This window comes from Zeaxanthinibacter sp. PT1, from assembly GCF_028464225.1.
GTDB lineage: Bacteria > Bacteroidota > Bacteroidia > Flavobacteriales > Flavobacteriaceae > Zeaxanthinibacter.
Window position 1 is genome coordinate 738,363 of the sequence record NZ_JAQPCN010000001.1, and the last position, 12,338, is coordinate 750,700.

The window sequence follows — 12,338 nt, forward strand, 5'->3', positions numbered from 1 at the left end:
GGTTTTTTTATGTGCAATTCGCTACTTTTAAACTTCAGCAAAAACTTGGATTATGACGTTCGACTTGACTTCTAAATTACCCGGCTTAGAACCTTCAATTTTTACCGTAATGGGTGCAATGGCCCGGGAACATAATGCGGTAAACCTATCCCAGGGATTCCCTGACTTTGAACCGGATCCGGAATTACTCGCCCTGGTGGATGCTGCCATGCGCACCGGTTATAACCAATATGCGCCCATGGCAGGGATCTACTCCCTTCGTGAGGTCCTTTCCAAGAAGATCAATACACTTTATGACCACTCTTTTAATCCTGATTCCGAAATTACGGTAACCAGCGGGGCGACTCAAGCCATATTTACGGCTATTACAGCTTTTGTTAACCCGGGTGATGAAGTAATCCTGATCAGGCCGGCCTACGATTGCTACGAGCCCGCTATCCACCTCAATGGCGGCAAAGTGGTTTCCGTACAAATGAAGGGAAAAGATCATAATATCGACTGGGAAGAATTTCGTTCTGCGATAACGACCCGCACCCGCATGGTGATCATTAATACCCCTCACAACCCCAGCGGAAGAATCTTTTCCCAATCGGATATGCGAGCCCTGGAACAGGCACTGACCAATACGGATATTCTTTTGCTGAGCGATGAAGTTTATGAACATTTGGTATTTGATGGCAAACAACATGAAAGTGTGGCCCGTTATCCCGGTCTGGTATCACGTGCTATGATCTGTGTGTCCTTCGGAAAAACCTTTCACACAACGGGGTGGAAAATGGGCTATTGTGCAGCCCCGGACTACCTGATGTCCGAGTTCCGAAAGGTGCACGAATTTAACGTGTACTGTGCCAACCACCCTATTCAGCATGCTTTGGCCAGCTACCTGGAAGAACCGGGGCGTTATCTCGGTTTGGGACCGTTTTTCCAGCAAAAGAGGGATTTCTTCCTCAATGCAATCGCCGGAACACGATTTAATTTCACCCCCTGTGAAGGCACTTATTTCCAGTTATTGGATTACAGCCGTATTTCTGAGGAAACGGATACCGATTTTGCCCGAAGGCTGATAACGGACTACGGGCTGGCCAGCATCCCGATTTCTGTGTTTAATGAAAACAGGGAAGATCACCGGCAGTTGCGCTTTTGTTTTGCCAAAAAAGAAGAAACCCTGACCCGAGCAGCAGAGATTTTGCATAAGATCTAATCAAAGGAAGCGTAGACCAGCTGCATAAACTCTTCTATTTTTGATGGTTCCAGCCAACGGGTGACCACCACCAAGTTCCTTTCCTGGTCTATCACGATAAAATTCCCGCCAAATCCAGCCGCATAAAAGATATGTTCGGGAAGTTCATCCCAATGCCTGTCGCCTTTACTGTTCAGCCACCACATATAGCCATAATTATGCTCAGGTGCAGAGGGAGTGAGCGCTTCCTGTATCCAATCCGTGCTAATTAAGCGCTGCTCTTCCCATACTCCGTTATTCATAAAAAGCAGCCCAAAGCGTGCCATGTCCTCGGTATTGATGAATATTCCAGCTCCCGAGTGACCACCTCCCGTAACCGACTTCATCTTATAACCGTCTATCTCTGTCCACGCATGGTCATAACCAAACCACCTCCAGGTGGTAGAGGCTCCAATCGGATCCATGATCTTTTCTTTGAGAACAGTAGGAAGCGGTTTGCGCCAGGTATGTGTCAAAGCATAGGCCAGGACGTTAACACGTACGTCATTATATTCCATTACTGTGCCCGGCGGATTCAGTGCCCTGTTCTTCCACTCATCGATCCCGCCTTCCCTAGGCGGTCTGTCCGCCCAGTCATATAATCCCCACAATTGACCGGACCAGTCCGAATTCTGTTGTAGCAGGTGGCTCCATTGTACCTTGGCATTATGAGATCCCTCAAATGTGCCATCCCAGATATAGGCAGACACCTTATCCGAAGTTTGTTTTATAAGTCCATGGTCTACCGCCAGCCCAGCTACAGTGGACAAGAAACTTTTGGTGACGCTGAAGGTCATATCCACCCTGCCGGTGTCTCCCCACTGCCTGACCAGGTATCCATCCTTAAGTATCATCCCGGTCGGACCTCCTCTTTTCTTGGTCGGCCCCAGGATCTCGTGGTATGGCTCCCGCTCGAATCCTTTTAAAATTGCCATCCGCAGATCCCGAGACCCGCTGTATTCATTATTCTCGGCAAAAGAAACCGCTTTTTCCAAAGCGCCCGCGTCTATTGCCATCTCTGCCGGTTCTTTTTGTTCCCAGGGCGTGTCTTTTCCCGGGAAATACGTCTGGGCGCTCACGAGCCCGGAGAACCCCAGCAATAGCAGGAGTACTGATTTTTTGATTGCTTTCATGAAAATTATTGAGGATTCAAATTACGTAAATCTGTCTTCATCACCCAGTCCATTTGCCGGTCGTTCCCAATATAATAGGGATGCATCCCACTTTTTACAAACCCGTGCTTCTCGTAAAAACGGATAGCATCCTTATTCTCTTCCCAGACCCCTAACCATAAGTATTCCTTACCCGCTTCCCTGGCCATTTGTTTGACATGGGAAAGGACTTCCGCTCCAATTCCAAGACCCTGGTAATCTTTTAAAACATAGATGCGTTCCAGCTCCATCCCGCTTGCTTCGCGCAGGTCTGTTTGGGCATTGCCTGTATTTAATTTCATATAGGCCACCAATGCATCTTCCCGGTAAATGAAATAGAAACTAGTGGCTGTTTGCGCTAATTCCCTTCCCAGGGTCTCCAAAGAAAACGCCTTGTCAAGGTAGGTTTTAAAATCCTGGGGCTCATTCTGAGCTTCAAAAGCTTGCCGGAAAGTTTCCCTGGACATGCTGCTGAGCAATTCCAGCTGGGCCAAAGTACATTTGCTGTAAGTAAGTGCGGATGCCATATCAAAAGCTCTAAAATAAAAAAAGGAGCAATACGGTGGGTATTACTCCTTTTTCCAATCAATCATATTCTGCTTCAGAACATGAATAATTTTTTGGCCAGCATCAGCAGCCCGCTTAAAAAGTTGCTGCGATACACTTGAATTTCTTCTTCGGCATGGTGGTTTTGATGTTCCATAAGCGATAAGTTTAGGTTAAGATCTGGGATATTCAGCTATTAACTTAAACTATCGGGTTTTGGTTTTATTGTAAGCCCGTTAGGCTGAAGGGTGTTAAAATCGTGATTTTGTCATCAAATTCGATGAACGGTAATCATAACTGCATTTCGGGGATATTTCCTTCTACAATAAGTGATCCTTCTGTAGCTTGCTTTATATCTTCCACGCTTACACCCGGCGCTCTTTCTAAAAGCTTGAATCCTTCCGGGGTAACTTCAAGAACCGCCAGGTTGGTCACTATTTTCTTCACACATTGCACCCCTGTCAATGGCAGTGTGCATCGCTTCAGCAGCTTGGATTCACCCGCCCTGTTGGTATGCATCATGGCAACGATAATATTTTCAGCAGAAGCAACGAGATCCATAGCACCTCCCATTCCTTTGACCATCTTTCCGGGAATCTTCCAATTCGCAATATCCCCGTTTTCTGCAACCTCCATAGCCCCGAGAATAGTGAGATCTACATGCTGCCCCCTGATCATTCCGAAGCTCAGGGCAGAGTCAAAAAAAGAAGCTCCCGGGAGCGTGGTTATGGTTTGTTTCCCGGCATTGATAATGTCGGCATCTTCCTCTCCCTCAAACGGGAAAGGTCCCATTCCCAGAACTCCATTCTCACTCTGGAATTCAACACTGATATCGTCGCGGACAAAATTGGCGACAAGGGTAGGTATTCCTATTCCCAGGTTGACATAATAGCCGTCTTTTACTTCCTTGGCTATTCGCTTTGCTATTCCGTTCTTATCCAGCATTAGTTTCTTTTTCTTACAGTGCGTTGTTCTATTCTCTTTTCATAATCCTTCCCCTGGAAAATTCGGCTGACGAAGATCCCGGGAATATGGATTTCGTTAGGGTCCAGCTCACCTGCGGGCACTAATTCTTCAACCTCGGCCACGGTAATCTTGGCCGCACCGCACATGCTGGGATTAAAATTACGGGCCGTACCTTTAAAAATCAGGTTCCCGGCTTCGTCCCCTTTCCACGCCTTTACCAGAGAAAAGTCGGCTTTAAAAGCCTCCTCTAAAACGTACATTTTCCCATTGAACTCCCTGGTCTCTTTTCCCATGGAAACTTCGGTGCCATATCCGGCAGGCGTGTAGAATGCCGGGAAGCCTGCCTGCGCAGCCCTGCACTTTTCCGCCAATGTCCCCTGGGGCGTGAGTTCTACTTCCAATTCCCCGCTGAGCATCTGTCTTTCAAATTCTTCATTCTCTCCTACGTAAGAAGAGATCATTTTATTGATCTGCCGCTTCTGTAAAAGCAATCCAAGGCCAAAATCGTCCACTCCTGCATTATTGCTGATGCAGGTAAGATCCTTGACTCCCAGCCGGACCAGTTCGGAGATCGCGTTTTCAGGGATGCCGCACAAGCCAAAGCCGCCAAGCATGATGGTCATGCCGTCTTCAACCCCCTTAAGGGCCGTACTTACGTCAGCTACTGTTTTTTTAATCATATCTGCTAGTCTGTATTCACCCTAATATTTACGGGCAAGCTTAGGTTACTAAAATAAGATTTTATGGTGTAATAGCCTTGGAACAACCTCATCTAAATACAATGAAACTGCTTTGCAGGCAGGAATGCTTTAGCGGGAAAATTAAAAATCCAGGTCGTCCATATCATCCTCCAGGTCAGCCTCAACTTCGGTCTCTTCCGGTAGCTTATTACAATCTACTACTATAGAAAGGTCTTCGGGTTCTGTAAACTCCTCCTTGGATATTGCCAAATCCGGTTCATTGTAATTCTTCTTCATATACAATGCCCAAATCGGTAAGGCCATGGATGCTCCCTGCCCATAGGTAATACTCTTGAAGTGAACAGACCGCTCTTCACCACCGACCCATACACCTGTAACCAGGTTAGGCACCATGCCGATAAACCAGCCATCACTATTGTTCTGGGTAGTACCCGTCTTACCGGCAATAGGGTTGGTAAATTCATAAGGATACCCGGTGATAATTTCTTTATATACCGTTACATCTTTACTGCCCGTAGTACGCAATCGGGTTCCGGATCCACCTTCAGTTACCCCTTCCATAAGTTTAACCATGGCATAAGCTACGTCCTTACTGAGCACATCCTTGGTTTCGGGTACGTATTCGTAGAGTACGGTCCCATTCTTATCTTCGATCCGCGTGACCATAACGGGTTTCACATACACCCCCTGGTTGGCAAATGTACCGTATGCACCCACCATTTCGTATACATTAAAATCCGTGGTCCCCAGGGCGATAGAAGGTACCGGAAGAATTTCCCTGTTTAAACCCAGGTTCTTGACAATAGACACCACGGGTTTAGGCCCCACCCGGTCTATTAACTGGGCCGTGACCGTATTCACCGAATTGGCCAGAGCTTTTTTAAGGGTATACATATTACCGGAATATTTTCCATCAGAATTCTTCGGGCACCAGGCCTCAATATTTCCGTGTTTCCCGGCTTCTATACAGTACTGGCTGTCCGGCAGTGAATCGCATGGCGATAAGCGCAACTGGTCTATAGCCGCGGCATAAATAAAAGGCTTAAAGGTAGACCCTGCCTGCCGAGCTCCCTGTATGACATTATCGTACTGAAAGTGCTTATAATTCACTCCGCCAACCCATGCCTTTACATGGCCCGTCTGCGGTTCCATAGACATCATAGAAGTTCGGAGGAAGGATTTGTAATACCGTATAGAATCTAAAGGGGTCATAACCGTATCCTTTTCCTTAGTCTCGGCATTCCAGTCAAACACGGTCATCTCTGTTTCCTTCTCAAAAGAAGCGCGAATTTCCTTCTCAGATTTTCCTGCTGCTTTCATCCCGCGCCACCTACTGGAATTCTTCATGGCACGTTCAATTATGTTATCTATTTCTGGTTTTTCCAGGTCGAGGAATGGTGTGGTGGGGTTCCTCGCAGGGGTGTTCTGTACAAAAAATTCTGCCTGCAACCTCTTCATGTGTTCGGATACAGCTTGTTCTGCATGATTCTGCATGCGCGAATCAATGGTAGTATAGATCTTTAGTCCATCCAGGTACAGGTTCCATTTATCACGTTCTCCTTCAAGAGCCGGTTTTGGGTTTTCGGCGATCCAACGGTTCATAAAGCCTTGTAGGTACATCCGGAAATAGGTGGCCAGGCCTTCCCTGTGTGATTCCGGGCTGAAGTTAATATTCATCTCCAGGGCCTGCAGGGAGTCTTTTGCTTCGGTTGTGATATAATCGTATTTGGCCATTTGCGCCAGTACGGTATTTCTCCGGTTCAGCACTAATTCTTCTCGCCTGATGGGATTGTAGAGCGATGAATTCTTCAGCATGCCAACAAGGACAGCAGACTCTTCTGTTTTCAAATCTTTTGGTTCTTTCCCAAAATAGATCCTGGCCGCAGATCGTATCCCGTCTGCGTTGTAATTAAAGTCGTAGATATTCATGTACATGGCGATGATCTCCGACTTGGTGTACTGCCGCTCCAGCCGCGTTGCGATCACCCATTCTTTCACCTTCTGTACGGCCCTGCTTAACACATCGCCCGAAGCTCTTTTGGTAAAGAGTAATTTTGATAACTGCTGGGATATGGTACTGGCCCCACCCCTTGTTCCAAGAAAGACAATGGCCCGCAAAGTCCCCCATGCATCGATCCCGGAATGATTGTAATAACGCACATCTTCGGTTGCGATAAGGGCCTCGACCAGGTTCTGTGGAAGATCGTCATAACCTACCGGCGTACGGTTATCGTCCAGGTAGAATTTACCCAGGGTTTGCCCATCGACAGAAATGATTTCCGTGGCCAGGTTGGTCTGTGGGTTCTCCAGGCGCTCAAAAGTGGGCATTTCTCCAAAAGCTCCCCAGGAGGCGAGCATAAATATCAGTACTATAGAGAAAATTCCTGCCGCAAACAGCAACCAGAACCATTTAACAAAAGTTCTGAAAGACCTTGCCGGCTTTTTTTTCTTTGCTTTCGCCATTACTTTACTCTTGCTTTTCTATTTCTAATCCAACATCCGTTATCCCCGGTAATTCCACAACACCTTCTACTTCCCCGTTCTTTCTCATCGCGTGTTGCAGGGTGAGGGTATATTCTCCTGTGTTCGGGAAGATCATAGCCTCCTTAAACCACAGCTTATTTTCTTTTATACTACCCTGCCCTTTTCCCAGCCAGGTTCCGTCCGGGCGGGCCATTTCATACTCCAGCGTATCTACAGAAGTCTCCCCCTTTGGAGTATTCAACGCAGCAATTACGAACAAATTGCTATACGGGAAACGATCGTCGTTCCGGATATTGAAATACAGGTTATGAGGTTGTATAGTATCTGGGGCCATGAATGTGAATTTCATCAGTTCATCCTGGTCCCAACTGGCATCGGTAGTAGGCTTGCTCTGGGTATACACCAGTTTGTCATTGCAAGAGATAAAGGCCATGGTGCACAACAGGCCTAACAGGAGATTACGCATTTTTAGAAGCCTTATTTCTGTTATTTCTTCCTTTCTTCTTATTGTTTCGTCGCTTGCTCTTTCTTTTTGGACGATCAAAACGGGTAAGACTGTCCTGACCTACCACATTTTCAAAAGCGGTTTCGGCCGGAGTTTCATTTTCAGAAGCGTACTCTTCCAGGCTGGCTACCTTTTCTTTCTTCTTATTCTTCTCCGCTATCTCGTGTACCTGTTTCTTGGTCAGGGCATGCCAATTAGCCGGTTCATCCTTATAAGAAAACCAGAGTGTGCCTTTAAAAATATCGGTCTTCTGGCAAAAGGCCAATCCTTTTTCGGTGAAGAGTTTAGTGTCCTGGGCAGGGAAATCTTTGAGCGCATCCATATAGACATCAAGCTCGTAATTAAGGCAACATTTCAATTTGCCGCATTGCCCGGCGAGTTTTAAGGGATTCAATGAAAGTTGCTGATACCTTGCCGCTGCGGTACTTACCGATCTAAAATCGGTCAGCCAGGTAGAACAGCATAGTTCGCGCCCGCAAGATCCAATCCCACCGAGGCGTTGTGCCTCCTGCCGGTACCCGATCTGCCGCATTTCTATACGAATCCCGAAGGCCTTGGCCATATCCTTGATCAACTGCCGGAAATCTACCCGCTCTTCTGCGGTATAATAGAAGGTAGCTTTAGAGCCGTCTCCCTGGAATTCCACATCAGAGATCTTCATCTGAAGGTTGAGGATGATGGCGATCTCGCGCGAACGCTTCTTGATTTCCTCCTCCTTATCCCTGCAACGCTGCCATTTATCAATATCTTTCTGGGTAGCCTTTCGGTATATTTTTGGAAGGTTGGGATCTGTATGATCCTCTTTTTTCTTCTTCATCTGCACCTTCACCAAGGGTCCCGTCAGGGTAACCATGCCGATATCATGACCGGCCTTGGCCTGGGTGGCAACCATATCGCCTATAGAAAGGGAAAGATTTTCTGTATTGCGGAAAAACTCTTTCCTACTGTTCTTAAAACGCACCTCGACGCAATCAAAAGGCTGCTCCCCTGCCGGGAGAGACATGTTTGAAAGCCAATCAAATACTGTTAATTTGTTACAGCCATCTGATCCGCAAGTACCATTGTTCTTGCAGCCACGGGGCTGTCCTCCTGTGGCGGTCGTACAACTGCTACAACCCATATAGTATATCTTGAATCAGGTGAAGCCCTGAGGCCTTACCCGACGTAGGTTCATAAATAATTCACTCGTAAAGATACGATAAATTGCTTCGCATCTAAAAAGTACTATGCCTTATTACGACACGGGTGCCAATCCCCCTCAACCATCCGTAGCAGCAGCTGTTCAGCACCAAAAGAAGCCTTACGGACTGGGCACTGCCCTAGCGTTTAAATTTCAGGACTTCTGATCTTCCCTTCTTAAAAATCTTATTACTCGCCTCTTTCCCCCTGCGCAATTCCTTCTGTTCTTCGTAAGGAAGGGCGTGGATTTCCTTACAGTTATCAGAGCAGCATTGATCCATTTTCTGCGCACAGGAATCACACTGTATGAATAACAAATGGCAGGCCTCGTTTGCACAATTTACGTGGGTGTCACAAGGTTCACCGCATTGGTGGCAGTGAGAGATCACATCTTCAGAAATTCGTTCACTGCGGCGATGGTCAAAAACAAAGTTCTTCCCCATGAACTTATTCTCCAGCTGCTGCTGCTGTACCTGCCTGGTATATTCTATGATTCCGCCTTCCAGCTGGTACACTTGTTTAAAACCTTTGTGCTTGTAGTAAGCGCTGGCCTTCTCACAACGGATTCCCCCGGTGCAGTACATGACCAGTTTCTTATCTTCCTTATGCGCTTCCAGGTCCTTTTCAATGATATCCAGGGAGTCCCTGAAGGTATCCACATCCGGGGTGATGGCATTCTTAAAATGCCCGATTTCACTCTCGTAGTGATTTCGCATATCCACCAGGATGGTATCCGGATCATCGATAAGTTTATTGAATTCTTCGGCATTGACGTGAACCCCTTTATTGGTCACGTCAAAAGTGCGGTCATTAAGCCCGTCCGCAACGATCTTGTTACGAACCTTGACTTTGAGTTTCAGGAAAGACTTGTTGTCTTGTTCTATGGCGATATTAAGACGGACATTCTCCAGGAAACTAATGCTGTCCAGGTGCTTTTTAAATGCCTCGAAATTAGGAGCGGGAACAGAAAGCTGGGCATTAATCCCTTCATGGGCGACATAAATTCTCCCGAGTACATCCAGTTCGTTCCACCGGATAAAAAGGTGATTCCTGAAAATCTGTGGATTGCCAATGTGTGCGTATTGGTAGAACGAGATAGTCAACCGTTCCTGGTTGGCCTGCTCTATGAGCTCTTCGCGTTCTTTCGCACTTAAAGTATTGTACAGTTGCATGCTATACTAATAATTAAGTTGTCGTTAAATAATGTGCAAAAATAGGGATTTTAAAACAAAAAAGCCCCGATTTCCCGGGGCTCTCTTGCTGCCATTAATCAGCGTCCTTTTTCATAGCGGTCAGATCTTCTTTTTCACAGAATTCTACGGACCTTTTATGGCTGCATCTTAAAGAACCACCCTAAGCCGGGCAGTTCAAAAAACGAGTGACCAACTAACACTCAATTCATAGATACAGGCTTTCCAAAAAGGTTGCGCCGCTGGTTGTTATATGCAAAAAGAAATGGTATTTTAGCTTTCTGAATTTTACAAAAGAATGGAAACGAAGAACAGCGAAAAAGAAGCGAAATTAAAAGCCCTTAAACTGACCCTTGACAAATTGGATAAGACCTATGGCAAAGGGGCGGTCATGAAGATGGGAGACGATATAGTACAGGATGTGGAGGTGATCTCTTCAGGGTCACTGGGTCTTGATATCGCATTAGGTGTAGGGGGTTATCCCAGGGGCAGGGTCATCGAGATCTACGGACCGGAATCTTCGGGTAAGACCACGCTAACCTTACACGCTATCGCGGAAGCTCAGAAAAAAGGTGGAATTGCCGCCTTTATCGATGCCGAGCACGCGTTTGATCGTTTCTACGCTCAGAAATTGGGAGTAGACATAGATAATTTGATTATCTCACAACCCGATCACGGGGAACAAGCCCTGGAAATTGCCGATAACCTGATCCGTTCCGGCGCTATTGATATCGTGATTATTGACTCCGTGGCTGCCCTGACCCCGAAAAGCGAAATTGAAGGTGAGATGGGAGATTCTAAAATGGGATTACACGCAAGGCTGATGTCACAGGCATTGAGAAAGCTTACCAGCTCTATCAGTAAGACCCATTGTACGGTCATCTTTATTAACCAGCTGCGGGAAAAGATAGGGGTGATGTTCGGGAACCCGGAAACTACTACCGGGGGTAATGCCCTTAAATTCTATGCCTCTGTGCGACTGGATATCCGCAGGTCTACCCAGATCAAAGATACTGATGGAGGTGTACAGGGAAATAAAACACGTGTTAAAGTGGTGAAGAACAAAGTGGCTCCACCGTTTAAAACGGCAGAATTTGATATCATGTACGGGGAAGGGATCTCGAAGATTGGAGAGATCATTGACCTTGGAGTTCAATACGAAATCGTTAAAAAGAGCGGATCCTGGTTCAGTTATGGCGATACTAAACTAGGCCAGGGACGCGATGCGGTTAAGAACCTGCTGATTGATAATCCCGAATTGCTGGACGAATTGGAAGGCAAGATCAAGGATGCCATCAGCGCTTTATAACATTAACTTCCATGGGGCCAGGCAACTGAGCCCCTTTTTTTTTGAAGCAACCATTGACCGAAGATCGCATCTAAGGTTAAACAAATATATAACGTATGAAGCTGAGAAAAACTTGGTTTTGTTGGTTGCTGATCTCCCTGTTCATGGTGAGTTCGTGCGATATTAGCGATGATAGGGCAAACTTCCATTTTATTTCGCTGAACATTTTAGAGGCAGAACTGCCGGAATCGTTTAACCTGAACGAGACCTACGAGATTAAGGTAACCTACCTGCGTCCTAACGGATGTTCTATCTTTGAGGGATTCGATATCAGGAAAGACGACCTGACGACAAGAACGGTAGTTGCCGTAGGATCTGAGTTTGAAGACCAGGGTTGCACACAGGCAACAGAAGAAGTACAGACTTTCTTTAACTTCATCTGTCTATACGACCAAACATACACCTTCCGGTTTTACGCCGGGGAAGAAGAAGATGGCACCCCTATCTTTTTAGAATACGAAGTACCGGTAAATCAGCAGTCAGGAGATAATCAGTAGTGAACTAAGGCGGTCAACTTGGATCTGGAAGAACTAATAAACCAATGCAGGAAGGGTAGCAGGCAGGCACAGGAATCTTTATATAAAAAGTATTCCCCGGTGCTCTATGGCATCTGCCTGAAATACTCACGCAATAAAACGGAGGCAGAAGATAACCTGCATGATAGTTTCATTGTCATCTTCGATAAAATTGCTCAGTTCAAATTTAAAGGATCTTTTGAAGGTTGGATGAAACGCATCACGGTCAATACCGTATTGCAGAAATATCGCAAGGAAGTCTATATGAATGTGGTGAACGAAAATTCCGAAGGAGAGGAAGAAGAACCCGCGTTCTATGACGAGATCAACCTGCAGACACTACTGGGTTATATCCAGGAATTGCCCCATAAGTACAGGCTGACCTTTAACCTGTATGTATTGGATGGATTTACCCACCAGGAGATTAGCGAAAAGCTGGGGACCTCTGCAGGCACTTCCAAATCTAACCTGGCCAGGGCACGCGCTATTTTAAAAGAGAAAATTAAAAAGGCGAAGATCAATATCGCTTAAACC

Annotated in this window: 12 protein-coding genes; 4 read left to right on the forward strand and 8 right to left on the reverse strand. The window is 46.3% G+C overall.

From position 1 onward, the window contains the following. Positions 1–52 precede the first annotated feature (52 nt). The gene (locus PP178_RS03215) at positions 53–1,201 is read left to right on the forward strand and encodes a methionine aminotransferase (protein WP_272592868.1); all 1,149 of its coding nucleotides are present in this window, start codon (positions 53–55) and stop codon (positions 1,199–1,201) included. Here the strand turns inward: PP178_RS03215 and PP178_RS03220 are convergent. The 8 genes from PP178_RS03220 to trhO form a co-directional block, all read right to left on the reverse strand. After that, on the reverse strand, positions 1,198–2,352 hold the full coding sequence (locus PP178_RS03220; protein WP_272592869.1) for a serine hydrolase domain-containing protein: 1,155 nt from the start codon (positions 2,350–2,352) through the stop codon (positions 1,198–1,200). The genes PP178_RS03215 and PP178_RS03220 overlap by 4 nt on opposite strands. Before the next feature lie 5 nt (positions 2,353–2,357). Then, positions 2,358–2,897: a GNAT family N-acetyltransferase gene (locus tag PP178_RS03225; protein ID WP_272592870.1), complete on the reverse strand. Its 540-nt coding sequence runs from the start codon at positions 2,895–2,897 to the stop codon at positions 2,358–2,360. 310 nt (positions 2,898–3,207) lie between these two features. After that, complete coding sequence (locus tag PP178_RS03230) at positions 3,208–3,861, reverse strand: CoA transferase subunit B (protein ID WP_272592871.1); 654 nt, start codon at positions 3,859–3,861, stop codon at positions 3,208–3,210. Then, positions 3,861–4,562 carry a CoA transferase subunit A gene (locus tag PP178_RS03235; RefSeq protein ID WP_272592872.1) on the reverse strand — a complete coding sequence of 234 codons (702 nt, stop codon included), beginning with the start codon at positions 4,560–4,562 and terminating at the stop codon, positions 3,861–3,863. Before PP178_RS03235 ends, PP178_RS03230 begins: the two co-directional genes overlap by 1 nt. Positions 4,563–4,703: 141 nt before the next feature. Continuing rightward, positions 4,704–7,046 carry a transglycosylase domain-containing protein gene (locus tag PP178_RS03240; protein WP_272592873.1) on the reverse strand — a complete coding sequence of 781 codons (2,343 nt, stop codon included), beginning with the start codon at positions 7,044–7,046 and terminating at the stop codon, positions 4,704–4,706. Between the two features lie 4 nt (positions 7,047–7,050). Beyond that, positions 7,051–7,533 (reverse strand): gliding motility lipoprotein GldH, encoded by a 483-nt coding sequence (locus PP178_RS03245; RefSeq protein ID WP_272592874.1) that lies wholly within the window; start codon positions 7,531–7,533, stop codon positions 7,051–7,053. Further along, positions 7,526–8,692 carry a PSP1 domain-containing protein gene (locus PP178_RS03250; RefSeq protein WP_272592875.1) on the reverse strand — a complete coding sequence of 389 codons (1,167 nt, stop codon included), beginning with the start codon at positions 8,690–8,692 and terminating at the stop codon, positions 7,526–7,528. Before PP178_RS03250 ends, PP178_RS03245 begins: the two co-directional genes overlap by 8 nt. A 199-nt stretch (positions 8,693–8,891) precedes the next feature. After that, a complete protein-coding gene (gene trhO, locus PP178_RS03255; protein ID WP_272592876.1) occupies positions 8,892–9,923 on the reverse strand; it encodes an oxygen-dependent tRNA uridine(34) hydroxylase TrhO in 1,032 nt (343 codons plus the stop codon). Positions 9,924–10,239: 316 nt separating this feature from the next. Between trhO and recA the strand changes: the two genes are divergently transcribed. From recA to PP178_RS03270, 3 genes are all read left to right on the forward strand, one after another. Then, a complete protein-coding gene (recA, locus tag PP178_RS03260) occupies positions 10,240–11,250 on the forward strand; it encodes a recombinase RecA (RefSeq protein WP_272592877.1) in 1,011 nt (336 codons plus the stop codon). Positions 11,251–11,345: 95 nt separating this feature from the next. Further along, positions 11,346–11,786, forward strand: coding sequence for a hypothetical protein (locus tag PP178_RS03265; protein WP_272592878.1), 441 nt, complete (start codon positions 11,346–11,348; stop codon positions 11,784–11,786). Between the two features lie 18 nt (positions 11,787–11,804). Further along, positions 11,805–12,335 (forward strand): RNA polymerase sigma factor, encoded by a 531-nt coding sequence (locus PP178_RS03270; RefSeq protein WP_272592879.1) that lies wholly within the window; start codon positions 11,805–11,807, stop codon positions 12,333–12,335. The last annotated feature ends 3 nt before the right edge of the window (positions 12,336–12,338 follow it).